This window comes from Lentzea pudingi (genome assembly GCF_014646255.1).
GTDB lineage: Bacteria > Actinomycetota > Actinomycetes > Mycobacteriales > Pseudonocardiaceae > Lentzea > Lentzea pudingi.
Map to the genome: position 1 here is coordinate 200,077 of NZ_BMNC01000011.1, position 24,865 is coordinate 224,941.

Annotated in this window: 22 protein-coding genes; 13 read left to right on the forward strand and 9 right to left on the reverse strand. The window is 69.3% G+C overall.

The genetic code is table 11. The annotated features are described in order from the left end of the window. Positions 1–63: 63 nt before the first annotated feature. Positions 64–1,197, reverse strand: coding sequence for an ROK family transcriptional regulator (locus tag IEY88_RS31355; protein ID WP_189158495.1), 1,134 nt, complete (start codon positions 1,195–1,197; stop codon positions 64–66). Positions 1,198–1,322: 125 nt separating this feature from the next. Between IEY88_RS31355 and IEY88_RS31360 the strand changes: the two genes are divergently transcribed. The 3 genes from IEY88_RS31360 (at position 1,323) to IEY88_RS31370 (ending at position 3,875) form a co-directional block, all read left to right on the forward strand. After that, the gene (locus tag IEY88_RS31360) at positions 1,323–2,279 is read left to right on the forward strand and encodes a hypothetical protein (RefSeq protein ID WP_189158496.1); all 957 of its coding nucleotides are present in this window, start codon (positions 1,323–1,325) and stop codon (positions 2,277–2,279) included. Positions 2,280–2,337: 58 nt separating this feature from the next. Next, positions 2,338–3,012, forward strand: coding sequence for a class I SAM-dependent methyltransferase (locus IEY88_RS31365; protein ID WP_229693951.1), 675 nt, complete (start codon positions 2,338–2,340; stop codon positions 3,010–3,012). A gap of 116 nt (positions 3,013–3,128) precedes the next feature. Next, positions 3,129–3,875, forward strand: a complete 747-nt coding sequence (locus tag IEY88_RS31370; protein WP_229693952.1) for a sensor histidine kinase — start codon at positions 3,129–3,131, stop codon at positions 3,873–3,875. Here IEY88_RS31370 and IEY88_RS45170 read toward each other — a convergent pair. The 6 genes from IEY88_RS45170 to IEY88_RS31400 form a co-directional block, all read right to left on the reverse strand. Next, positions 3,868–5,397 (reverse strand): helix-turn-helix domain-containing protein, encoded by a 1,530-nt coding sequence (locus IEY88_RS45170; RefSeq protein WP_189158498.1) that lies wholly within the window; start codon positions 5,395–5,397, stop codon positions 3,868–3,870. The genes IEY88_RS31370 and IEY88_RS45170 overlap by 8 nt on opposite strands. Continuing rightward, on the reverse strand, positions 5,394–6,455 hold the full coding sequence (locus IEY88_RS31380; protein ID WP_189158499.1) for an S-methyl thiohydantoin desulfurase family protein: 1,062 nt from the start codon (positions 6,453–6,455) through the stop codon (positions 5,394–5,396). The genes IEY88_RS45170 and IEY88_RS31380 overlap by 4 nt, the downstream gene beginning before the upstream one ends. Positions 6,456–6,465: 10 nt before the next feature. Beyond that, positions 6,466–7,995, reverse strand: coding sequence for a hydantoinase/oxoprolinase N-terminal domain-containing protein (locus IEY88_RS31385; protein WP_189158500.1), 1,530 nt, complete (start codon positions 7,993–7,995; stop codon positions 6,466–6,468). Positions 7,996–8,004: 9 nt separating this feature from the next. Then, on the reverse strand, positions 8,005–9,255 hold the full coding sequence (locus IEY88_RS31390) for a purine-cytosine permease family protein (RefSeq protein WP_229693953.1): 1,251 nt from the start codon (positions 9,253–9,255) through the stop codon (positions 8,005–8,007). Positions 9,256–9,439: 184 nt separating this feature from the next. Continuing rightward, on the reverse strand, positions 9,440–10,051 hold the full coding sequence (locus tag IEY88_RS31395) for a hypothetical protein (RefSeq protein ID WP_189158502.1): 612 nt from the start codon (positions 10,049–10,051) through the stop codon (positions 9,440–9,442). Between the two features lie 83 nt (positions 10,052–10,134). Beyond that, on the reverse strand, positions 10,135–10,758 hold the full coding sequence (locus tag IEY88_RS31400) for a hypothetical protein (RefSeq protein WP_189158503.1): 624 nt from the start codon (positions 10,756–10,758) through the stop codon (positions 10,135–10,137). On the opposite strand from IEY88_RS31400, the gene IEY88_RS31405 reads away from it, so the two are divergent. The 9 genes from IEY88_RS31405 to IEY88_RS31445 all read left to right on the forward strand — a co-directional run bounded on the left by IEY88_RS31405 (position 10,744) and on the right by IEY88_RS31445 (position 21,034). Next, positions 10,744–11,196 (forward strand): YbaB/EbfC family nucleoid-associated protein, encoded by a 453-nt coding sequence (locus tag IEY88_RS31405; protein ID WP_189158504.1) that lies wholly within the window; start codon positions 10,744–10,746, stop codon positions 11,194–11,196. The genes IEY88_RS31400 and IEY88_RS31405 overlap by 15 nt on opposite strands. After that, positions 11,193–11,498, forward strand: a complete 306-nt coding sequence (locus IEY88_RS31410; RefSeq protein ID WP_189158505.1) for a hypothetical protein — start codon at positions 11,193–11,195, stop codon at positions 11,496–11,498. Before IEY88_RS31405 ends, IEY88_RS31410 begins: the two co-directional genes overlap by 4 nt. Then, a complete protein-coding gene (locus IEY88_RS31415) occupies positions 11,495–11,983 on the forward strand; it encodes a DUF6346 domain-containing protein (protein WP_189158506.1) in 489 nt (162 codons plus the stop codon). Before IEY88_RS31410 ends, IEY88_RS31415 begins: the two co-directional genes overlap by 4 nt. Next, the gene (locus tag IEY88_RS31420) at positions 11,980–13,281 is read left to right on the forward strand and encodes a WXG100 family type VII secretion target (RefSeq protein WP_189158507.1); all 1,302 of its coding nucleotides are present in this window, start codon (positions 11,980–11,982) and stop codon (positions 13,279–13,281) included. The genes IEY88_RS31415 and IEY88_RS31420 overlap by 4 nt, the downstream gene beginning before the upstream one ends. Then, a complete protein-coding gene (locus IEY88_RS31425; protein WP_189158508.1) occupies positions 13,278–13,718 on the forward strand; it encodes a DUF6346 domain-containing protein in 441 nt (146 codons plus the stop codon). The genes IEY88_RS31420 and IEY88_RS31425 overlap by 4 nt, the downstream gene beginning before the upstream one ends. Beyond that, positions 13,715–14,608, forward strand: coding sequence for a DUF6346 domain-containing protein (locus IEY88_RS31430; RefSeq protein WP_189158509.1), 894 nt, complete (start codon positions 13,715–13,717; stop codon positions 14,606–14,608). The genes IEY88_RS31425 and IEY88_RS31430 overlap by 4 nt, the downstream gene beginning before the upstream one ends. Positions 14,609–14,803: 195 nt before the next feature. Beyond that, positions 14,804–16,204: a TIGR02677 family protein gene (locus IEY88_RS31435; protein ID WP_229693954.1), complete on the forward strand. Its 1,401-nt coding sequence runs from the start codon at positions 14,804–14,806 to the stop codon at positions 16,202–16,204. A gap of 59 nt (positions 16,205–16,263) precedes the next feature. Further along, a complete protein-coding gene (locus IEY88_RS31440; RefSeq protein WP_373294222.1) occupies positions 16,264–17,274 on the forward strand; it encodes a TIGR02678 family protein in 1,011 nt (336 codons plus the stop codon). Then, positions 17,267–21,034, forward strand: a complete 3,768-nt coding sequence (locus IEY88_RS31445) for a TIGR02680 family protein (protein ID WP_189158511.1) — start codon at positions 17,267–17,269, stop codon at positions 21,032–21,034. The genes IEY88_RS31440 and IEY88_RS31445 overlap by 8 nt, the downstream gene beginning before the upstream one ends. Positions 21,035–21,170: 136 nt before the next feature. On the opposite strand, the gene IEY88_RS45300 is transcribed toward IEY88_RS31445, so the two are convergent. Continuing rightward, positions 21,171–23,453 (reverse strand): helix-turn-helix transcriptional regulator, encoded by a 2,283-nt coding sequence (locus IEY88_RS45300; protein WP_308426025.1) that lies wholly within the window; start codon positions 23,451–23,453, stop codon positions 21,171–21,173. 84 nt (positions 23,454–23,537) lie between these two features. Between IEY88_RS45300 and IEY88_RS31455 the strand changes: the two genes are divergently transcribed. Then, positions 23,538–24,590, forward strand: coding sequence for a cytochrome P450 family protein (locus tag IEY88_RS31455; RefSeq protein WP_189158512.1), 1,053 nt, complete (start codon positions 23,538–23,540; stop codon positions 24,588–24,590). On the opposite strand, the gene IEY88_RS31460 is transcribed toward IEY88_RS31455, so the two are convergent. Continuing rightward, positions 24,547–24,831, reverse strand: coding sequence for a hypothetical protein (locus IEY88_RS31460; RefSeq protein WP_189158513.1), 285 nt, complete (start codon positions 24,829–24,831; stop codon positions 24,547–24,549). The genes IEY88_RS31455 and IEY88_RS31460 overlap by 44 nt on opposite strands. Between the last annotated feature and the right edge of the window lie 34 nt (positions 24,832–24,865).

Sequence of the window (24,865 nt, forward strand, 5' to 3'; positions counted from 1 at the left end):
TTGTACAACGATGGTTGTGATTGTGGCTCCACCGGGTTGCCGCCCCCTTCGACGCAGCGACCGTCAGTGAGCGGCGGAGACCCTGGCGGTGACCAGGTTCGTGAGCACGGCGCCGAGGCCGGTGGCGACGGCGCCGGTGAGGATGGCGGCCTCGCCCAGCCGTGAGGTCTCCACGGCGGGAGGCTGGTAGGGCGACAGCGCGGCCAGGAAGGTGCGCACAGGCTCGGCGAGCAGATCACCGTTCAAGCCGATGCCACCTCCCAGCACGATCAACGAGACGTCCACGACCGACACGATCCTGGCGGCGTGCTCGGCGATCCGTTCGGCCTCCCAGGCGACGAGTCGCAGCGCGCGGTCGTCCCGCACCCGAGCGGCGGCCATGACGTCCTCGCAGGTGGCGAATTCGGAGTGCTGCCAGACGTGCGCGAGGAACGCGTCCGCGGCCGGGCTGTCGGTCCGGAACCGCTGGCCGGGTGGCACCTGGTCGATCTCACCCGCGGCCCCGTTCACACCGCGGTGCAGACCGCCGCCGAGCACCAGCCCGGCACCGACACCGCTGCCGACCGACAGGAACGCGAAGTCGCGGACGTCCGCACCGGCACCCCGCCAGCCCTCGCCGACCGCGGCGAGGTTGACGTCGTTCTCCACGATCACCGGCAGGGCCAGTGCGGCGGTGAGCTCGGCCCTGGCGGCGAACCCCTCCAGCGCGTGCTGGTTGGCGTCGTGGACGATCCCGGTGCGCGGGTCGATCACGCCACCGATGCCGATCGTGGCGACCTCGGGCAGCGACCCCGCCGTGTCGACGAGCGCGTCCCTCACCCGCAGCGCCACCTCCAGCACGTGGGCCGGCTCGTTGCTCGCCACCGGCTGGTCGAGCCGGGCGAGCACCTCGCCGTCGAGGTCGGCGATCATGCCGCGCAGGTACCGGCTGCCGAGGTCGAGCGCCAGCACCGTGGCCGCCCGCGCCCGCGGTCCGAAGTACACCGCGTCGTACCCCGCCGCGTCCGGTGGCCGGGGCACCTCCTCGACGAGCCCGGCCGCGAGCAGCGCGTCGATCGCCCTGTTCGCGGTCGGCTTGGACATGCCGAGGTCCCGCGAGAGCTGCGCACGGGTGACCGGGTGCCGCCGGCGGATCGCCCGGTACACGGCCTGCAGATTGGTGTCCCGCACGTGCGCCCCGGTCACGGCCCCTGTCATGCCCGTCAAAGTAGTGACGAGCCGTTACCGGGGGCCAGGTTCACCGCTTCACATACCGATCACATACCTGACCTCATACCCGGCCGCTGTTGTCTGGCGTCGTTCTCGACGAAGGGAGACCGGCGATGTCCGGCGAGAGGCAGTACAGCCGCCGTGCGATCGGCAAGCTGGCGGCAGGCGCGGTCGCGGCGGCGGGCATGGCGTCGTTGCCGGGCCAGGCGTCGGCCGCGCCGCACTACCGCGCGCACGGCCCGTTGCTCACCGACGGCTACCAGACGTGGATCGACGCGATCAACAACCAGGGCGCCGACCTCGCGAAGGTCGTGACGGGCTGGGGCATGCCCGGCTCCGGGCCGTGGCAGAACTTCCCCGACCACATCTGGACCGCGGCGGGCGCGACGAACTTCCTCATCGTCCGCACCGTCACCGGCGACACGGACAAGATGATCGACCCGAACCAGGCCGTCGCCGAGATCCGCGACTCGCGCTTCTTCGAGTTCAAGAGGATCCGCTCGGGCGCCGACAAGTGCATCATCGAGCTCGGCAACGAACCGAACATCCGCGTCGCCGACCCGTGGGCGTACGGCTACAACCTGAGCGTGACGATCGACCGCATCCGGGAGACGTTCCCCGGAGCCAAGATCTGCGGCACCGCGCTGTCACCGAACAAGACCACGAACCCGGACACCTGGTACGCCAACCCGAACTTCGTCAACGCCATCAAGAAGTGCGACTTCGTGGGCGTCCACTTCTACAGCAACGCCGACGACGGCAACTTCGCCGCGCAGGGCGGCTGGAACGAGCTCACGTACTCGGAAACCCTGTCGCGGTGCGCGTCCAAGTGGCCCGGCAAGCCGGTGATCGCCACCGAGTACTCGATGCGGACGACCCGCGTCACGCCCTACAACAAGGGCTACAAGTACGGCAGCCTCATCCACTTCGACGACTCGGTCGCGTCCAGCCTGTGGGGTGCCTGCTACTACCACGTGCAGACCAACCCGGGCGGCATCGACTTCCACGAGAACGTCGGCTCCGAAGGCGCTCGCGGCTACCGCAAACGCCTGAGCGAAGGCGGCCTGTAACCCACTCCCCCAGGTAGACTGGCAGGGCATCTACCTGGGGGTTTGAGTGCAACGGACCGTGCGCACGATCGATGACGTCATGACTCTGCTGGACGGGTTGTCCGCGTCGCCCGAGGGCGACTGGTGGGACCGCTTCTACGCCGACCGCTCGCACGAGGTCCCGTTCTTCGTGGCCAAGCCGGACGAGAACCTGGTCAGCCTCGTGGAACGCGGCCTGCTGCCGCCGGGCCGCGCACTGGACGTCGGCTGCGGTCCCGGCCGCAACGCGCTCTTCCTGGCGCGCAACGGGTTCCAGGTCGACGCGGTGGACCTCTCGGCGACCGCGATCAGGTGGGCCGTCGAACGCGCCGAAGGCCTCGACATCCGCTTCCGGCACGGCGACGCGTTCGAGACCGAGGGCTCGTACGACCTGATCTACGACTCGGGCTGCTTCCACCACCTGCCACCGCACCGCCGCGTCGGCTACCTCGCGCTGCTCGACCGCGCGCTGGCCCCCGGCGGCCACTTCGGGCTCACCTGCTTCACCGACGAGGAGGGCACCTCCGTCCCGGACGCGGAGCTGTACCGGACCGGGCTCGCGGGCGGCGTCGGCTACACCCCGGACGAGCTGCGGTGGATCTTCCAGGACCTCACCGAGGTGGAGTTGCGCCGGATGACGGAGGAGCCGCCGGACTCGCCGCGGTTCGGGAAGTCGTTCCTCTGGACGGCCCTGTTCACGCGTCGAGTGCAGTGACCGGACGCCGACGTTCGGCAGGCGGAAAAGTCGGGTGTCGCCACCTGCGAAAGTAGGGTCAACCCCCTGCTCCAGTAGGTGATCCAAGGCACAAAAGCGGCAGTATCGTCACCGGCGTGACGCAGGCCGGAGACCTGGCACTCGTGCTGCTCGTACTCGTGGCAGCCGCGCTCGCGGGCCTCTACCTCGGCACGCGGCGCAGCCTCACGCGGGCTCTGGCCGAACGAGAACGCGAGCTGCTGGCCGAGCAGGCCCGCGCCGACGAACGCACGAGGCTCGCCGCCGAGATGCACGACGTCGTCACGCACCGGCTGAACCTGATGGTGCTGCACGCCGGCGCGTTGCGAATAGCCGCGCACGACGACGGCGTCCGCGAGGCTGCGGGCGAACTGCGCACCGCGGGCTGCCAGGCGCTGGACGAACTGCGCGACCTGGTCGGCGTGCTGCGCTCCGGCCGCACCACCAGCATTCCCGACGTGCTGCCCGACCACCTCGCCCGCCTGGTCGCCGACTCCGGCACCGGCCTGGCGATCACCCTCACCGAACACGGCGACGCGGACACCATCTCCCCCGCCATGCGCCGCACGGTCTACCGCGTCGTCCAGGAGTCCCTGACGAACGTGCACAAGCACGCGCCGGGAGCCCAGACCGAGATCACGATCCACTGTGGACCGAGCATCGTGCGGGCGGTCATCCGCAACACGCGACCGGTCTCCCCGGTCCTGGCGCTCCCCGGCTCCGGCGGCGGTCTGCTCGGCCTGCGGGGCCGGGTGGAGATGGTCGGGGGAACGCTGACCGCGGGCCCGACGGACGACGGCGGCTTCGAGGTCGACGCCGTGCTGCCCGCGTTCGTGCCTACGTGACCTCGTCCGACGCCCGGACCGCCCGGCACGCCAGGTGCACCGCCAGCCGTTCGTCCGGGTTCAGCAGGCTGACCCCGAGCAGTTGCTCGACCCGGTTGATCCGCTGCGACACCGTGTTCCGGTGCACCTTCAGCCGCACGGCCGCGGACGACGTCACCGACTCCTCGTCCAGGTAGACGGCGAGGGTGCGCAGCAGCTGCCCGTCCTCCACGCCCGTCAGCGGGTCCAGCAGCCGTGCGGCCTGGTCGACCAGCGCCGGGGTCTCCGCCGCCATCGACAGCAGGCGCCGCACGCCCAGTTCGTCGACGTGCACGACCTTCGCCGAGCCGGTCATCGAGGCGGCCTCGCGTGCCTCCGCGAGCGTCCTGCCGACGCCCGTGACGCCGGGGTGCGGGCGCCCGATGCCGGCGACGAGCGAGCAGTCGCCCAGCACCTGGGCGATCTTCGCGGTCAGCTCGCGGTGCTGCGACTGCGGCGGCTCGGAGTCGTTGGTGAGCCAGAACGACCAGCCCTCCGCGCCCTCGACCAGCTGACCGTGCAGGCCGCGGCGGGACAGGTCGACGCGCAGCCGTTCGGTGCTCGTGGGATCGGCCACGGTCGACGGCACGACGTAGACGCCCGTGTGCCAGCCGTCGAGCCGCCACCCGGCGAGCACGGCCTGCTGCACGAGGTGCGGCGGCACGTCGTCGCCGGACGCGAGCAGCTCGGACAGCAGCGAGCCGCGGGAACGGGCGCGGCGCTCGGTCTCCAGGCGTTCGGCGGCGACCCAGCTGCCCAGCGCCCACGACGCGACCTGGCTGATCTGCGCGACGGTCTCGGCCCGGCGCTTGTTGCTGCCCCGCGCGTGCGAGACGAGCCACAGGTGCACGTGCCCGGTGCGGTCGGTCTCCACCGGCACGGCCACGGCGAAGCCCTCGGCCATCTCGACGGTCGTGGCGACGGAACCGGTCAGCAGGTCCGGCGGCAGGCCGGGCGGCGACACGCCCTCGATCGCGGTGCCGTCCGCGCTGATCACGGCACACGTCACGTGCAGCTCGCCGGACAGGATCGTGATCACCGACCGCGGGTCGGGCCTGCTGCGCCCCAGCCGCGCGGTGACGGCGTTGAGCAGCCTGGCCGCCGTGACCTCGGGACGCCGCACCGCCGTGCGCAACGCGTCCGCGACCAGCAGCGGGTCGTCCGCGCCGGCCTGCAGCAACGGCACGCCGAGCCGGTTCGCGAACGAGATCGTCGCGGCGGAGGGGGCCTGGTAGGCACCGGTCGACGGCCGCACCAGCACGACGGCCCGCACGTCCGCGCTGTACGCCCGGCGCAGCGCCACCTCGACGAGGTACGGCTGGTGCCCGGTGAGGATCACCAGGTCGCCCGCCGAGCACGCCTCGACGGCCGTGATGTCCGCCGCCAGCCGCACGTCCGCGACCTCGGTGCCGACACCGCGTTCGCCCGCCAGCAGGGTCACGTCGCCGAGCACGCCGATCTCCAGGAGATCGCGCACGGTCAGGGAGTCGGCGTCGTCGATCACTCGGCGTCCCGGAACGGCAGGTAGTCGAGGTCGTAGCCGAACGCCCGCGGGTCGACCCTGCCGAGCATCTCCGGACGTACCCACTGCGGTGGTGATGGGAGCGCTACCACGTCCACGACCGCGCCGAACCCGAGCCCTTCGGCCGACAGCGGGTGGCCGGTCTCGGCGTCCAGGCAGCACAGCAGGTCCGGCGTCGTCACGAGCGCCTCGCCGTCCGCGAGCGCGACGAGGTACTCCCCCTGCATCTCCAGGCGCACGTACGCGTCGTCGGCGTCGAGCCGCTGCAGCGCCACCGTTCCACGCGGGAAGTCACCGGCCGATTCACGCCACACCTCGACGACTTTGCCCCGTGCCACGAGGAAACCGCCGGAGGCCTTGGCCCGTTCGGCGACGGAGTCCGTGCGCCGCGACCAGATCTCGCCCAGTTCGAGGGCACGCGCGAGCGAACCCGTGATGCCCGCCGCGACCGCGTCCGCGAGCTTCAACGGCTTCGCGACCATCATCGCCCAGCCACCGAAGTCGACCATCACCGTGCGGGCGAGCTTCTCGATGCCGGTCGAGTCGAGCACCGCGCGGTTGCCGCTGGGTTCGGTGATGGCCAGCGGGGTCGTGGGCAGCCCGGCCGCGTCGTAGGTCGTCTGGTCGATCCGCGGGAACGCTCTCCCCATCCCGTCGACGTCGACGTACGGCAGGCCCAGCCGTGCGGCGAGGAGCAGCGGCAACAGGCCGTTGCACCCGCCGATCTCCCACCCGATGACGGCCGTCGCGGACGTGGAGTCGTGCGCCTGCAACGCTTTGAGCGCCTCCTCGGCCTCCCTGCCGGACGGCAGCTTCTCGATCAGGACGGTCGGTGCGCCGAGCAACCCGACCCGTGCGCCGTAGCCGTCCGGATCGGCCTCGGCCGCGTCGAGGACCGTGATGGGCCCGCTCTGGCGCATCTCGTGCCGCAGCATCGCGGCGAACGCGTGGGTCTCCTGCTCGCCGCCCCCACCACCGCTGCCGAGCATGACCACGCCCAAAGCGAGCCGGTCCACCTCTTCAGGCCGCAGCAGGTGCATGAGCAGGACCTTAGTGGCCGAGCAGCAGATCACCCACCGCACGCGCTCGCACGCGGCTCGCGTTTCCCGGCAGGTAGGCGAGCGGGATCTCCTCGATCTCGACGATCCGCACGCTGCCCGCGTCCGCACCCGCCGCCACCGCCCTGTCCACGGCCTCCTGCCGGGCCGCGTCGAGCACCTCGTCACGTCGCGCCGGCTCCATCGTGAACACCCGGTCGACCTCACCGCCGACCTGCGCGATCGCGGCACCGACGGCGCCCGCGAAGGCGTGGTGCGGGGGCCGGACGCCCTTGATCTCGTCCGGCACGAGGACACTCCCGCCGCCGACCAGCACGACGGGCATCGGTGCCGGGCTCGTGCGCATGCGGTCGACCTGCGCGGCGATCCGGTCGCCGACGTGGTCGAGCACCGACCGCACGAGCGTGCGGTCGAGCTTCTCGACGAGGCTCCTGTCGCCGATGTCGGCGAGGCCCGCCGCGACCGCGACGTCCGTCACCGTCAGCGTGTCGCCGCCGAACACCAGAGCTCTTCGCGCCAACCGGAATCCGACGCTGTCCGGTCCGATCTGGACGTCCGGGTGCTGCCTGATCACGCTGCCGCCGCCGAGGCCGATCGACCGGACGTCGGGCATCCGGAAGTTCGTGCGCACGCCGCTGATGATCACCTCGGATGAGGCCTCGCGCGGGAAACCGTTGTGCAGCACGCCGATGTCGGTCGTGGTGCCGCCGACGTCGATCACCGCGCAGTCGTCCGAGCCGGCCAGGAACGCGCCGCCGCGCATGGAGTTCGTGGGCCCGGAGGAGAACGTGGCGACCGGGTAGCAGCGCGCGTACTCCAGGTCCATCAGCGTGCCGTCGTTCTGGCTGAGGTAGAGCGGTGCGTCGATGCCCTGTGCCGTCAGGGATTCCGAGAGCCCGTCGGCGATCTGCTCGGCGAGCGCGCGCAGCGCGGCGTTGATGATCGTCGCGTTCTCCCGCTCCAGCAGGCCGAGCCGCCCGATCTCGTGCGAGAAGCTCACCAGCAGCCCCGGCACCTCGGCCGTGAGGATCTCCGCGGCCCTGCGCTCGAACTCGCTGCTGACCAACGAGAACACCGACGAGATGGCGACCGACCGCACGTCTTTCTCCGCGAGGTCGGCGGCGACCGCGCGCAGTTCGTCCTCCCGGAGCGGCGAGATGACCCGGCCGTCGTACTCGTGGCCGCCGTGGCAGAGGTACGCGTGCCCGCCGATGGCCTCGCGCAGTTCCCCGGGCCAGTCGACGAACGGCGGAAGTGCCGCGGTGGCGGGAAGTCCGAGCCTGACGGCCGCCGTCCGCGCGAGCCCCCTGCCCTCCACGACGGCGTTGACGAAGTGCGTCGTGCCGATCATGACGGCGGTGATCGACGCCGGCGCGAACGCGTGCCGCAACCCGCCGACCGCGTCGATGATCCCCGTGGTCACGTCGGCCGTCGTGGTCGCCTTGCACTCGGCCAGGACCCGCCGGCCCTCGACGAGAACGGCATCGGTGTTCGTGCCGCCGACGTCGATACCGATGTGCATGTCCACCCCTCAGGCGGCCTGAGCTTCCTCGACCACTTTACGGTTGGTGGCCCTGCGCGTCCGCATCCGCAGGAGGTCCAACCGGCCGGCGGAGACGTACAGCCCGAACGCGAGCACGAGAGAGTTCACACTGGACTGTCCGAACGGCAGGATTTCACCCAACACGGCCGAAACAGGCCAGATGATCACCGTCGCGGGCACCCACGAAGGCGCCGAGCGCGGCACGTGCGGCCGGGTGGAGATGATCTCGTTGCGCCACTGACGAACCACGAAGTACTCGGCGGCCATGATCCCGGCGACGGGCGGGAACACCACCGCCAGCAGCACCAGGAAGTGGCTGAACTGGTGCACGATCCCGGCGGCCGCGAGGAAGGTGCCCGCGCACCCGACCACGACGGTCACCTGTGCCCGGTTGATCCTGACCGCGAACACGGCGTCGAAGAAGTTCACGAGCCCCAGCGAAGCCGAGCGCAGGTTCCAGTCGTTGATCTTCAGCACCACCGTGACGACGATCAACGCGCCGATCCACCCACCGGACGCGCTGATGACGCCCGTGACGTCCGCGGTGCCGAGCCCGTGCGCGAGGACCACACCGACCAGACCAATAGCCCACTCACCGGCCGTGATCCCGAGAACTGTCTGCTTGACGACGTCCCGTTCGGTGCGGTGGAAGCGCGCCAGGTCCGGTGAGATCACCGCTCCGACGATGAAACTGCCCGTGACCAGCGTGATCGCCGTCAACATCCCGATCGAGGGCCCTGGCGCCGGACTGCTGACGGTGGCACCGACATCGTTGACATCGCTCAGCACGAGGTAACCAAGCAACAGCAGGAACGCAGGCACAGCCACGTACGACGTCCACGCCATCCACCGCACGCCATAGGCCGCGATGACCGTGACGACCACCCCGAGGACCAACGACCACACCGGCGCCGGCAACACCCCCGTCACCCCGGCGAGGACCGCCCCGGCCAGCCCCGTCTGCACCCCGAACCACCCGGTGCACGCCAGGGCGATGATCAGCCCCAGCATCGCCGACCCGGCATGCCCGAACCCGGTCCACCGCCCGAGAAGCGCCGTCGGCAGCCCCTCCCGCTGCCCGATGACCCCCACCGCGATCGCCACGACGCCGAGCAGCACGGCCCCGATCGTGAGAGCGAGCAACGCACCCCAGAACGTCATGCCGAAGCCAAGTGTCGCGCCCAGCAGCAACTGGCTCAGCGCGGTCGTCTGCCCGAAGCGCTGGGACGCGACTGACAACCACGGGCGCCGCGCCTGGTCAGGGACACGACTGAGGGCCTGATCATCACGCCCGGCAAGAGCGGCCACGACCATCCCTCCGCCCTGTGATCGACAACCCGGACAGTAATGGCCCACCCACGATCGAGCTACAGACAATGTGCACAGTCAGATGAATCACCACGTTGCGAAACGCACAGGCGACTCAATTCATGGCCAACGCAATCCGCCTGCGCGCGACCAACCTCGTTTGGTGCACGTCCATGCCGAACCCGAGCCCCGGCCGCCGCTCGAACCGGTCGTAGCTGCGGCTGAGCAGCCAGTGAGCCGCAACGGGAGTGATCAGCTCCAGCCGCATCTCGTCCCGCAGCCGAGCCAGCGCCTCCCCCACCTGCCGCGTCAGAAAGGCGTGCCGCGTGAGGCTGCCATTGATTTCATCGATCATGAAAACCATCGCATGAGGCGCGTCGCCGTACGAATAGCTGCACAACAGTGCCAGATATCCGGCGTCGATCGACCGATCACCGATCCAGCACTCCCCGAATGTGAGCCCACCCAGATCCCACTTCGGTTCGGCCTGATGACGCGCGGCCTCCTGAGCCCACACCCCGGGCCGCCCAGGCAGCAGATGCCCCAGCGCCGTCAGCAACGCCGCACTGCGCCGGCTCGGCACCTCCCCCAGGTGCCGGACGACCACCTCCCACAACTCCTCGTTGTCCGCGAAGGGCCCGACGAACGCACTGACCTGGAGCTCGACCTCCAGCGGATCCGTCAACTGCGGCAACGGCCGCCCGGCGTCCACCACCGCCTGCTGCATGGGGGTCAGCCTCGTCCGCATGGCGGGAGATTAGGCCGATCAGCCCAACGCGGACCGTTCGCCGACCAACGCCACCATGCGGATCACCCCATCGTGATCACGTCACGCAGTCCGTCGACCAGCACCTCGCCTGGAATCTCGAACTGCACCCCACCCTGCGCGGTCAGCAACACCGTGGCGGGCCGCTCCTGCGCGTCCAGCACGACAGCCAGCTCCACACCACGAAACAGGTGCCAGTGAGGGGGCCAATCAGGCGGCCGCGCCCGTTCCGAGGCAAAGACGTCGACAACATCCCCGCGCACCACCAGATGCCGCCGCGGTTCGCGGGAGGGATCAGCGGGCAACACCAGTTCCGCCGCCAGCACCGCGTTCACCAACTCGGCTTTGTCCGCATGGCCCCGATGCACCAGGTACATCACCGACTCGAGCTCGTTCTCGAAGACGACCTCACGCGCCCGGTACCGGGGATTCGGCACGTACTGATCGGTGATCTCGCCCTGCGAGTCCACGAGATACCGCCCGATCACCGCCTCGGTGGAGGTACCGTCGTGACCTGGATCGGTCACGTGCAACCAGCTGTTGGGCGCGCGACGGGCACGTTCTCGCATCTCCCGAGTGATGAGCGGCTTCACCATGCACGCATTGTGCCGAACCGTGCGCGGAGAGTTCGTCTCAATGAGAACATTTCGCCCATGACCGATCCGCACCAGTTCCTCGCGAACTTCGAGGGACGTCTCCAGCAGGCCCAGGAACAGGCGAACGCCATCCAGACAGCGTTCCGCGAGTCCCGCACCGAGGCCCAGAGCCCGGACGGCTCGGTCATCGTCACCGTGGGCTCCGGCGGCCGAATCGAGTCGCTCCAGCTCACCCCGCGCGCCGACGACCTGGGCTACAACGCCCTGGGCCGCTCGATCATGGACACCATCCGCCGCGCCCAGGTCGAGGCCGCCCGCAAGATCGAGGAGACGATGCGCCCGATCCTCGGCGAGGGCGAGGGCATGGCCTTCCTGCGCGAACAGGTGCAACAAGGCATCGCTGTGATCGACCCGGCGGGCACCGTCGCCGAACCGCCACCCGCACCGGGCCGTCCCGCACCGCCTCGGGGCGATGACGACGACTTCGGCGGGAACTCGGTGCTGCGATGACCGGCTTCGCAGCGCAGTCAGAGGCCATCGCGGCCCACGGCAAGCAGATCGTCGGTCAGCTCTCCCCGTCCCTGCAGGAGGTCGCCTCCGCCTCCCAGGTGAGCCTCGGTCCTGCCGCGATGGGCGAGCTCTGCCAGGTGTGGTCGTTCATCTTCAACGACGAACTCGACAAGGCGAAGCTGCTGCTGGCGGAATTGCCGAAGGCGTTCGAGGCCACGGGCGACAGCCTCTGTTCCACCGCGGAGACCTACCAGCAGACCGACGAGGGCAACCGCGACGCACTGCGGGGAGTGCACGGATGATCAAACGCATCGCGATCGCGGTGGTCCTGTGGATCGTGGCCCTTTACCTCGCCCAAGCCGCGCCCCGGTTCTTCGGTGGCGAGGACGGTTCCGGCGGGGAGACGAAGGGCTACGCCGAAGACATCTCCTGTTCGAGAAACTGGTGGGCTTTCGGCGCCCTCTGGTCTTGCGACGCCACCATCGTCGCCAACGACGGCAAGCGCTACAGGTACCACAACGGCAATTCCTCGCTCACTCCCGCGGATGTCGGCACTCGCGTGCCGATGACCAACAACCGCGTGCGAACCAGTAGATCTTCAGCCGCGTCCGTGAAGTGGGGTGTGACAGAACCGCGTGAGCCCGTCAAAGCGCTCGTAGCCCTCTCCATCGCCGGCTTCCCGGGCGCCGCGTTCATCATCACGGTCCGCATGTTCCGCAAGAGGAAGCCCGGTGATACGGACGAAACCGGACCAGCGACGGCCCAGTCTGAAGGAACGAACCGATGAGCAATCCGCTGGTAGCCCAGAAGGAGCCCGAGAAGAAGGCGTTCGCCGGTGCCGGGTTCGCCGACACCGGTGAAGACCTGGTCAAGCCGTTCCTCGAGGGCAAGGACATCGATCCGGTCGCCCTCGGCATAGACGGCGCCGCGATGGTCCTCGACGTCGCCGGCCTGCTCACCGACCCGCTCGGCACGCTCGCCTCTTCCGTCGTCGGCTGGATCATCGAGAACGTCGGCTTCATCCGCGAGCCCTTCGACAAGCTCGCGGGCGACCCTCCCGCCATCGAGGCGGTCGGCAAAACCTGGGACAACATCGCCAAGCGCCTGAACGAGGAGGCCACCGCCTACAGCAACCAGGCGAAGGCGCTCGCGGACTGGACCGGCGACGCGGCCGACGCGTACCGGGCCCGGTGCAGCACCCTGGTCGCACAACTGGAGGGCTCCGCCGCCGCGGCCTCCTCGGCGGCGAACAAGATCAAGGTCGCGGGCGCGATCGTCGCCGCCACCAGGGCTCTGATCCGCGACCTGCTGGCCGACCTCGCAGGCACCCTGCTGCTGTGGGGCATCCCGGCCGCCGCGTCGGCCATTCCCACGGCAGGTGCCTCGGTCGCCGCCTTCATCACGCGCGCTGTGACGAAGGCTGTCGAGATCGGCACCAAGATCGCGAGGTTCGTCGCCAAGCTGTTCAAGGCCCTCGACAAGCTCGGTTCCCTGGCGAAGAGCGCCGGCGACGCCATGCGCAGGCAGGCCGACGAGCTGGCCGCGCTGAGCCGGCAGATGCCGAACAGCAGCTACGGCAACCAGCGCGCGGCGGAGTTGGCCTCCGACTCCGCGACGAAGGTGTCCAGGGCCGACACGCTCGACAACGTCGGCGACGGACTCGCTAACGCGAGCAGGCGGCTCCAGGACGGCGTCGACAACACGATGAACAAGGTCGACGACCTCGCCCAGCGCACAAGCCAGAAGGTCGACGACTGGGCGAACCGCGTCAAGGAGAACGGCCCGGCGCGCAAGCAGAAGGTCAAAGACTTCTACGACAAGATGAACCAACCGCCGCTCACCACGCGCAGGGAGAACATGGGCGATCCCGGCTACGCGGCTGGTCGCGGGGCGGACCGCGTGGACTCCCCCATGAGCAAGGGCGTGCTCGACGGCCAGAACTGGGTGCGTGCCGTGGCGAGCCGGGACATCAGCCACCTGATGCCGAACTACGGCGACCTGGTCCACCCGGCGAAGGAACTGGGCAAGGAGCTGAACAAGTCAGTGGGCAACGGCGGTCACCAGGACCCCAACGACAACCGATGACCAAGCGGATCGCCATCGCCACCGTCCTCTGGATCGTCGCTCTTTACACCGCCCACGCAGGCACGTTGTTCTTCGACGGCGAAGCAGGTTCGGGTGGCGATCCGAAGGGCTACGCGGAGAGCATCTCGTGCGCACGCAACTGGTGGGCCTTCGGAGCCCTCTGGTACTGCAACGCCACCATCGTCGCCGACGATGGCAAGCGATACCCGTACAGCAACAAGAACTCCTCACTCACGCCGGCTGACATCGGCAACCGCGTGCCGATGACCAACAACCGCGTACGTTCCGGGCGGTCATCCCAGTCGAGCGCGGAGTGGGCGCTGGCCGAACGCAGAGACCCGAACAAGGTTGCGTACATGCTGTCCCTCATGGGCATTCCGGTAGTCGCGCTCTTCATCACGTTCCGCATGTTCCGCGACAAGAAGCCGGTGGCGTGAAAGGACATCACCAGCGCTGGCTGGCCCTCGCCTGGTTCGCCCTGTGCGCGTACGGCGCCGCGTTCCTCCTGCTGTTCTGGGAGGACCACGGCCCCCGAGGTTCCGCGGTCGCCCAAGCCGAGAACATCCAGTGCGAGCGCAACTGGCTCCTCCTGGGCACCCGCTGGAGCTGCAGCGCGATCATCACCGACATCAACGGCGTGCAGACCCGGTTCACCAGCGACTCCTCGCTGCTGAACCCAGCCGACACGTCCGTACCCATGCAACGCCTGGGCCCGCTCGACTTCGTGCCGGCCCGCGAGTCGTTCACCCCAGCTCCGTGGCCCACGATGGGCGCCGTCGTGCTGATCGGCATCGGCCTGCTCGGCGCCGGCATCTGGTGGCAGAACAGCCGTTCGCGCCCTCGGAGCCCGCGGGCCGAAGTGCGCCGCCTCCGCAGGCACACCCGCTGGTACGTCGGAGCGGGTCTCCTCGCCCTCGCGGGGGCTCACTTCACCTACGGCCTGCTGATAGCCGCCCGCGCCGACTTCTGGCCCCGTCCGGCCGAGGGCACCGGTGTCGCGACGTCCTGCGACCGCGACTGGCGGTACCTGGGAGCATCCTGGCGCTGCACCGTCACCATCACCCCGAACACCGGCGGCGAGCTCATCCAGACCATGAACCACTCGCAGTTCACCGCCGCAGACCTCGGCACGCACAAACCGGTCACCTTCACGGGATCAGTCTGGGAGTCCATGGACCAACCCCACGAACACCGGTTCGCCAAGACGTTGATGGTCCTGCTGCTCGCCGGCGGCGTCGCACTGGTCGTCAAGCCGCTCTACGACCGGCCACGGATCCAAGGCCTGGAGAAGCCTGGGCTGCCACCACGCTTGCTCGACATCAGGTGATCATGCTCCGGTGCGTGGGGCGGTTGGCAGCTCAGGCGTTGACGGCTTGTCGTCCGACGGTGATGTCCGCGCGTTCGGCGGCGCCCGGCCCGCCTCCCACCCGGTACTGTCGCTGACCTCCTGAACGATCTGTCGGCTCGACGGCCGTCCGACCTGTCACCCGAAAGCCCTACAACGCCAGCTACGGTGGCACAGGTGACGACGTTTCCACCGGTGCCCGCGGACCTGTTCCGCTTCACCACGACCGACCAGGCGGAGCTGCACACCGCAGTGCTGCGCGTGTTCGGGGTGGCGAACGAGCGCCTGCAGACCGTCCTCACCCCCGATGACGTGCAGCAACGGCTCCGCCAAGTCGGCTGGTCCGAGCAGGTGGCGGACGACGAGCTCAACGCGTCCCTGACTGCGCTCCGCAGCTGGGGCCTGCTGGACGCGTCGCAGCACCGCTACGGCCTGACGAAACCGGGCGAAGCCGCGTACGCCGGCATCCAGCACGCCACGAGCACGATGGCGAGCACCGGCTCACTGCAGACCGCGGTCCTGGACGCCATCGAGAACCACCTGAAAGAACTGCAAGAGCCGCTGAACGACCACCAAACGTTCACGAAGCTCCGAGAGCTCGAAGGCCACTTGGAGGCCCTCCAAACCGGCACGACCAGGTTCAACGCCGACCTGCAGAGGCTCCTGAGGGACGACCAGGCCGACCTGGCCACGTTCCAGGACGTCAAGCGCACCACGGTCACTCACCTGCGCGACTTCATCGCCGACCTGGACGCGCGCAAGCACAAGATCCGCGCGGCCGTGCAGGCCATCGACCCCGCCGAGCTGCACGAACGCGCGCGCAACGGCGCCGGGCTCGTCCAGGACCAGTGGTTGCAGCAACGGAAGGAACAGTGGCGCACCCTCCAGGCCTGGTTCAGCGACAACCCGCCGCGCGTCGAGGAGCTGCAGGACGTCTCGCGCAAGGCGATCGTGCAGTTGTTGCGCGTGCTCGACCGGATCAGCGAGCAGCGCAAGAAGCCCACGAACACCGCGGCCGACTTCAGAAGTCTCGCGAAGTGGTTCGCGCGGACCGAGACCGAGGACGAGGCGCACGAGCTGTTCAACGCCGCGTTCGGCATGTGGCCCGCGAGGCACGCGCACCTCGCGCACGCCGACGGTGAGCTGCTGCCCAGTGGCGAGGCCTGGCACAACACGCCGCCCGTGCCCGTGTCGCCGCAGCTGCGCGCCACCGGGAAGCAGGAGCACATCGGCGCCACCGGCAAGGTCCGCAACGTCGACGAGGTGCGCCGCAACCGCCGTGAGCAGGCCGAGAAGGAACGCGCCGAGCTCGAACACGCCTGGTCGTTGATCCAGACCGACGGCGCGATCCGGATCTCCACGCTCACGAACCTCGACCACGACACGTTCCACCGGCTGATCGACCTGGTCGGCAGGGCCCTGGGCAGCGATCCGGACAGCACCGGCACGCGCACGGCCGGCACGAGTGACGGGCGGATGCAGATCAACCTGCGCAACGCGCGCGGCTGGGCGACCATGACCACCCAGAAGGGCACGCTGAGCGGGCCCGACTACGTGATCGACGTGCAGAGCCGATGAGCCGCACGGGAAATCAGCTCGCACGGCTGGAGAGCGAAGAGGTGGCGCGTGGTGTCCGTATGCTGCTCTCGCGGCCGTTGCTCACCGCGGCACAGGACCACGACGGCTTCGATCTCATCAGAAGGCGCCGTGAGCCCATCACGAAGTGGTTCGACTACTACTGCGGCTGGCGGGTGATCGTCGAGCCACGGGCCGGTTACGCGCGTTTGTTCAAGGTGACGCAACGGCCCGACCGCACGCGTCCGGCGTTCGACCGGCGGCGCTACACGTTGCTGTGCCTGATGTGCGCCGAACTGCTGACGACGCCGGTGACGACGCTCGACGAGCTCAACACCCGCACGAAGCAGGCCGCGGCCGAGGACGGCGTCCAGTTCGACCCGGCCCGGCGCAGCGACCGCAACGCGTTCAACGACGTCCTGACGTTCCTGGAGGAGCTGGGCGCCGTCGAGACGGGCGAGCACGTCCGCGCGGACCCGACGCTGATCACGCGCCTGCTGGCCGCTCCGGTGCCGCCCTCCACAGTGGACACGATCGCGGACCTCACCCGCGAGACCCGGTACGACACCGCGCACCGCAGCCTGTGGCAACGGCACTCCGTCATGCGCAGGCTGATCGACGATCCCGTGCTGTACAAGGAAGATCTGAACGCGAGCCAGCTCTCGTTCCTGACGTCTCCGGCCGGTCGCAAGGTCGTGCAGACGGGCATCAGGCTCGCGGGCTGCACGCTGGAGGAACGCGCCGAGGGGTACCTCGTGGTCGACGCCGACGCGATCGCCACGGACACGAGGTTCCCGGACGACGACAACCACGCGAAGGTCGCCGCGTTGTTGTTGCTCGACCGGTTGGCACAGGGCCCGGCCACCACCGAGGACCTGGCCGAGGAGTCCCGCGAACTGCTGACGAAGTTCCGCACCTGGGCCAAGGCCTACCAGTCGGACGGTGGCGCGGGCAGACTCGCGGCGGACGCGCTCGAGCTGCTGGAGGCGTTCGGACTCGCACGCACGGAGAACGGCACCGTTCACAGGCTGCCCGCCGCAGCCAGGTACGCGGTCGAGGAGCTCAATGACTGAGCGGTGGCAACCGAGCCGCGCCGGCATCATCAACGTCTGGCGCTACTACGACGAGATCTTCTCGTTCTACCAGGGCAGACTGCTGCTCAGGGGCCCCAACGGCACGGGCAAGTCGAAAGCGCTCGAGCTGCTGCTGCCGTACCTGTTCGACGCGAACCTGCGTCCGCACCGTTTGTCGACGTTCGGCAGTGCGGACCGCACGATGCACTGGAATCTCATGGGCGAGGGCAACCAGGGCAGCACGCGCGTCGGGTACGTGTGGCTGGAGTTCCAGCACGGCGAAGAGTGGTTCACGTGCGGTGCGCGGCTCCAGGCCACCACGAACACGGCGAACGTCTCCGCCACGTACTTCACGACGTCACAGCGAATCGGCGATCTGGCGCTGGTGAACGAGGCCGGGCGCCCGCTGACCACGGCCGACCTCGCCGCGGCGATCGGCGAGCACGGCGTCGTACACACCTCACCGGCCGATTACCGGCACACGGTGCGCACGACGTTGTTCCCCGGCGTGAACGAGCAACGCTACGACTCGCTGATCACGGCGTTGCTGCAGCTGCGCACGCCGAAGCTGTCCGAGCGCCTCGACCCGAGCGTGCTGTCCTCGTTGCTGTCCAAGGCACTTCCACCGCTGGACCAGTCCGACCTCACCGAGATCGCGGAGGGGTTCGAACGGCTCGACCGGCGGCGCGAGGAGCTGCGGCGGCTCGACGAGGAGATCATCACCGCCGAACGGCTCGCGGGCGTGCAGCGCGTCTACGCCCAGCGCGTGCTGGGCGCGGCCTCGTGGGCGTTGGAGACCTCGACCGAGCAGCTCGAGGACCTGACCAGGGCCGCGCGGATGAGCGACCGGCGCTACGAGCGTCAGATCACGCTCACCGACGAGGCGTTCGACCAGCTCGCGGCGCTGGGACGCGAGGCGAGCGCGGTCGACGCGGAGATCGCCGGCATCTCCGACCTGCCCGCGTACCAGGAGGGCAAGCAGCTCGACCTGTTGCGGCAGCAGCTTTCCGCCGCGAACGTGCGTGCGTCGGAGGCCGCAGCGCACGCCGTGAAGCTCCGCGCACGGGCCGTTGCCGACGACGAACTGGCTGGCCAAGCCAAATCCGATGCGGCCGCACGCGCCGATGAACTGCGTCGTTCCGCGGTGATCGCACGGGAGACCGCGGAGCAAGCGGGCATGCGGTCGGTGTTCGAGGAAATCGAGTCGGGTGCCGACGCGCGCTCGAGCCGTCAGCTGCTCACCGCCGCCATCAAGTCCCGGTCCACCGAGATCAACGAGATCGTGCGTGCCATCACCGCGCACGAGAGAGCGCTCGACGCACGGAACGCCGCACGCCAACGGCTTGAAGAGACCCGTGACGAGCTCGACGTCGCAACGGACGCGGAATCCGTCGCGGAACAGGCGTTCAAGCAAGCGTTTGCGAAGTTCCGCGCGGACTTCGACACGTGGGCGCACGGCTGTTCCGAGCTGAACGTCGCCGAGCACGGTGAGGTCGTCGAGGCCGCGGCGATGTCCCGCGAGGAGTTCAGCCGCATCGAGGCGCGCTTGCACGAGACGCGCGCGGCGTTGGACGGTCAACTGTCGCAGTACCGGGCCATCCGCGAGAAGCTCGCCAACCAGGTCGACGTCCCGCCGCCTGCTCCGTACACCCGTGACGGCGATTACCGCTCTCACGGCGCAGGGGCCCCTTTGTGGCGTTTGGTCGACTTCCGCCCTGAGACGCCACCGTCCGTGCGTGGCGCCGTCGAGGCGGCGCTGGAAGCGTCAGGACTGCTCGACGCGTGGCTCACGCCGGACAACTCCTACGGCGTGACGGAACGGGATCGGTTCGTGGAGCCGTCCCTGGCACCTCCCGCTCCCGGCTACACACTGCTGGAGGTGCTCGACACGGACGACGAGCGCTGCCGCCGGTTCCTGGAGGGCGTGGCGTTCGGCGACACGGCGACCGGGCACGCCATCGCGATCGGCGCGGACGGCACGTGGCGCCTCGCCAACGCGCACGGCCAGTGGACCAAGGACTTCCCGACCTACATCGGGGCGGACGCCCGCAAGCGCGCCCGTACAGGCCGGATCGCCGAGCTGACCGGTCTGATCGAGCAGCTGGCCACCGATCTGTCCGGTGTGGACGCGGCGCTGAACCAGATCTCGGTGCGCCGCGCGACGCTGGCGGGCGAACTGGCCCGCCAGCCCTCGACCGAGCCGACACAGATCGCCGAGGAGCAGCGCACGAAGGCCCAGTTGCGGTGCGCCGCACGCAAGGACGCCGTCGCTTCCGCCAACCTGCGGGTCGCCGAGGCCGAGGTCGCCCGGCACTCCGCTCCGGCCGAGGCCCCGGACGCGGACGCGCTGGCCACGTTCGGTGCGGCGGCGCACCGCTGGCTGGACGACCGCCACGACGCGTCCGCCGCCGAAGCGCTGTCGGCCGACGCCGTCAGCCGTGCCTCGACGAGCAGCGCGCTGGCCGACGAGGCCGAGGAGACGACGGCCGCCCGTCAGCAGGAGGCGGCCGATCTCGCCATCACGCTGGAGACCGTCGAACGGTCCGCGGGCTCCGAGTTCCACGCCCTGGACGAGCAGCTCATCTCGTTGCGCGCCAAGGCCCTCGCACTGGCCGAAGAACGCGAGCTGCTGCAGGACAAGCAAACGGGCCTGGCGCGCACACTCGGCACGTTGGAGGAAAAGCGCAAGGTCGACACCGCACGCGCCGCGGAAGCCGCCGTCGTGCACGAGGCTGCTGAAGCCCGCTACAAGCACCTGACCAGCGGCCATCTGCCCGCCGACGCCGGCGAGGTGCCCGACGGACCGGTGGACCCGCGCCTGATCCGCGACTCCGAGTCCCGCCTCGGCGCCGCGGTGCACGAGGCCCAGCAGCAACTGGCCGGCCGCATCGACCTGTCGCTCGACCCCGACGACGACGTCACCGTGCTGACCGCGACGCTGGACGGCGCGCGCATGGGCGCACACGCCCTGCTTCACACACTGCAGGCCGAACGCGACCGCATGCGCACGCACATCACGGACGGCGAACGCGACCTCTTCGACCAGACCCTGACCGGTGACACCCGCAGGCACATCGCCCAGCGCATCCAGGGCGCCACCGAGCTGGTCGGCGCCATGAACCAGCGCCTGGAACGCGTCCAGACGGCGTCGGGCATCCGCGTGCAGCTCGACTGGCAGGTCGACCCCCAACTGCCGCCGGGCACCCGAGAGGCCCGCGACCTCCTGCTGCGCTCAGACCTGAACGACGACGAACGCGCGTTGCTGCACCAGTTCTTCCGCGAGCGCGTAGAAGAAGCACGCGCGCACGACTCGGCAACGGGCTGGGAACAACAACTCGCCCAGGTGCTCGACTACACGACGTGGCACCAGTTCGTCGTGAAGGTCGACAGAGGCGAAGGCTGGGTGCCGGTCACCAAACGCGTGCACGGCGCGTTGTCCGGCGGCGAGAAGGCCATCGTGCTGCACCTCCCGCTGTTCGCCGCGGCGGCCGCGCACTACCACGCCACGCCGACCGCACCCCGGCTCATCCTGCTGGACGAGGTCTTCGTCGGCGTCGACGCCACCAACCGCGGCCAACTGCTGGAGCTGCTGGTCAACTTCGACCTCGACCTGGTGCTCACGTCGGACCACGAGTGGTGCGACTACCGGGAGCTGACCGGCATCGCCATCCACCAGCTCACGACCGGCACGGACGGGGACGACGCCGTGACGACCGTGCGCTTCACGTGGGACGGGCACAGCCTCACGGCCGATGACTAGCTACCGAACAACGCCAGCGGTTCGCGTTGTTCAGTGCTGAGAGGGAACGACGGGTCGTGCCGCGAATAGATCTCCGCGGCCTCTCACAGTTCGTCACGCACGCTGGACGCGGTGCGATCCTGCGTCCGATCGAGTGTCATCCCCGGTTGCCGAGGTCATCCGCAAGAACCGACGCGAGCTCGCCGCGGGTCGTGATGCCGAGCTTCGAGTACGTGTTGGACAGGTGGTTGTCGACGGTTCGCACGGAGATCACCAGTGACTCGGCGATCTCCTTGTTCGTGAGGCCCCGTGCGGCCAGCACGGCGACCTCGCGCTCCCGCTTGGTGAGCGGCTCCAACGTCACCTGGGCCAGCGCGGGCGTCCGAGCGCCCTCGCACAGGCCGATCAACCGGGCTGCCAGCGCGCGGTTGCCCGACGCGGCGGCCGCTTCGGCCGCGAACAGCACGTACCCGGCCTCCTCGAACCGCGCGGCCACCTCTTGGAGCGCCTTGGCGTCGTTGCGCACCAACGCCTCCGCGTGCGCGGCGTACACCGGGACCAGAAGTCCGGTCGTGGTGGCGGCGAGCTCCTGCAACCGTTCCAGGGCATCGGAAGCGTGCCCGAGCCGCACGGCCTCGTGCAGAAGCATCGCCTCGGCGGCGTACTCGCCGTACGCGCGCACGTCAGCAGCCGCGTCGAACGGCGACACACCGCCAGCCCAGATCCGGGCCGTCCACAAGCCGACGAGGTACGGCCGCATCCCCTGCCACACGAGCTCTTCCGCCTCGGCGAGCAACGATCGCGCATCGTTGCCCAGCAACGCCTCCACCTGCGCGAGCAAGCACAACCGGACGAACGGCTGAGCGGACCGCACCTCCCGCAGCAGCCTTCGCGCCTCCCGCAGCCGTCCACCCGTGATCGCCATCCCGGCCAGCGACACCGCCCACGTCGACCGCATGGAGTCCCATTCGGCATGCCCCCGATGCGCCTGCACGGCAAGGCGTTCCGCTCGTGCCAGGTCGCCGTGGGTGGCGTGCACGAACGCCTCGGCGAACACCGTCATCTCCGCACCCAGCCCCGCCTCCGGGTTCGGCGGGACGACCGGGAACGGGCCCACGTACCGTCCCTGCACCACGTCGACCATCGCGAGGATCGCGGCCTCGGCGGGCTCCGCGTAGGTGAGCAACTCGCGGACCTCGTCGTACTTGCCCGCGTGGAACAGGAGCACGGACCGCGCGAGGTCGTTCTCCAGCATCGCCGCGGCTTCCTCGTGGCGCCCCAGGCCCCAGCCCAGGTTCAGGGCACGCATCGTCCGCAGCTCGACCGGGTCGTCGTCCGAGGCGATCAGCGCGAAGACCTCTTCGGCCTCCACCGCACGATCGGTGAACAGCAACACCTGGGCCAGCAGCCGTGCGGCCTCCACCCCGCCGCCGATCGACCATGCGGCGCGTGCGAGTCGTTCTGCCAGAACAACACCACCTGTCGCGCTGGCGAGGTTCGCGGCCTTCAGCAGCAGTTCGGGGTCGTCTGCCGTGCCGCTGTCCAGACGCAACACCGCTACCCGCAACGGATCGTCGAGCACGGAAGCGAGGTACCGCTGATGATTGCGCTTGCGCAGAGGAGGGCATTGCGCGCGCAACACCTCGCTGTACAGCGGATGTGCGAGTCGCAGTCCCTCGTCGCTCACGATCACGAGCCCGTCCAACGCCTCCGACGCGGCTAAGTCCAGCGGTTCGCCGAACGCGAGCAGTTCCAGCACACGGCGTTCCTCGGCGGGTACGGCGGCGAGGTGCGCCTCGACCAGTTCCACCAGTCGTGGTGACAACGGCAGCGGACCGTCCAATGACCACACACCGCCGTGCGAGACCCACTGCGCGGCGAAGTGCATCTCTCGCAGCAGCAACATGTTTCCGGCCGACGCTGTCCACAGCCGGTCGGCCGTCGCGCTCTCCAGCACACCGCCGAGCACGGTCTCCAGCACCTCGACCACCGCGGCACGGCCGAGCGGATCGAGTTCGATGCGCGGGAGCAGCTCGTCCTTCCACAGCGCCACCACCGGTTCGGGCGCTCGTTCGCCCGAACGCAACGTCGCCACGACGACGGCTTCCCGGTGCTGGACGAGCTGGTGCAGCAGGCCGGCCGACGCGTCGTCGAGCAGGTGAACGTCGTCGACCACCACGACACGGCCACGCAACACGGCTCGTGCGGCGGTCAGCATCGCCAACGGCGAGGGATCCACCGACGGCAAGAAGGGCGCCATCACTCCGAGTGGGATCTCTGACATCGCCGCCGTGGCACGCAACCGGACGTCGCACTCGACCTCGTCCAACAACCGTGTCTTGCCCACGCCCGCGGGACCCCCGACGATCAGCCCCACGCCGCGCACCGCACGCCGGACCGCGGTGAGCTCGGCGTCCCTCCCCACGAACGGCCACCCCATGCCGTCAGGCTAGGTGATCGGCGCCGCGAAGATGGGTGATGGCTCACTCATGCCTCTGAACAGCGCGAACACCACGATGACGGCATGAGCTTCTACACGGATCCGACCCCGTACTTCGACGAGTGGCGCGCGCAGGGGCCTGCGCTGGTCGAGATGCCGGACGGCCAGAAGTCGTGGATGATCAGCCGCTACGACGACGTCGTCCAGGCGCTCGGCCATCCCGGCCTCAGCAGCGCCATCATCCCCGGCGGCATGCTCAACCACACGGACCCGCCGGAGCACACGCAGCTACGCAAACCCATCGCGCGCGCGTTCTCCACACGGCGCATGGAGGCGCTGCGGCCGCGCATCGAGCAGATCGCCAACGAACTCCTCGACACGTGGGAGGGAACGGAGGAGGTGGACGTCATCGAGACGTTCGCCCATCCGCTTCCGATCACCGTCATCTGTGAACTCCTAGGTGTGCCCAAAGAGGACAGAGACGAGATCCGGACGCTCTCCACCGAGCTGCTCGTCCCCGCGACCATGGCCGAGGCCTTCGGCAGGTTCGCGGCGTACGTAGAGCGGCTCCTGACGACGAAAGAGCCCGGTGACGACGTCATCACCGAGCTTCGCGACGAACCGAACCTCGTGATGAACCTCGTGCTGCTCATCACAGCAGGACACGAGACGACCGTGCACCTCCTCGGCAACGGCCTGCTCGCCCTGCTGCGCGATCCGGACGTGAAGCGGTCGCTGGCGGGCGATCCGCTCCTGATTCCGGAGGCCGTCGAGGAGTTCCTGCGCCTCGACGGGCCACTGGCGCTGGGGGTGAGTCGCGTCGCCACGTCCGACGTGGTGATCGGAGGGGTCACGATTCCGAGAACCTCGCAGGTCGCCGTCTCACTGGGAGCGGCCAACCGGGATCCGTCCCGGTATCCCGGCGCGGACGCGTTGCAGCTGGGCCGAGACCCACACGTCGCGTTCGGTCACGGGATCCACTACTGCGTGGGGGCGCGGCTGGCTCGCATCGAGGGTGAGATCGCGTTCGGAACTCTCCTTGGGCGTTTCCCGGAACTCGCGCTCGCCGCTGAGCCCGAGTGGAGGGAGTCATTCATCCGAGGCTTGGGATCATTTCGCGTGCGACCGAAGCCCTGACGGCGGCACGGGCGGCCGACAGGTCGTCGACCGCGTAAATCTCGGGACAGGACGCGATGACGAGGTCCTTGCCCGACGCGACGGTCAGCAAAGAAACTTTCTCCGTCAACGACTTGGCTTGCCGGACAACTCCCTTGGCATCAACGCGGATCAACGTGACCCACGTCTCTGACCAGGGGAAGTCCGCGACGGCGCTGGATTTGCGCAGGCCTTCCACATCGAACTCGGCAAATCTGGGCATGACACCAAGATAACGAGTCGAGGTTGCGGAAAGT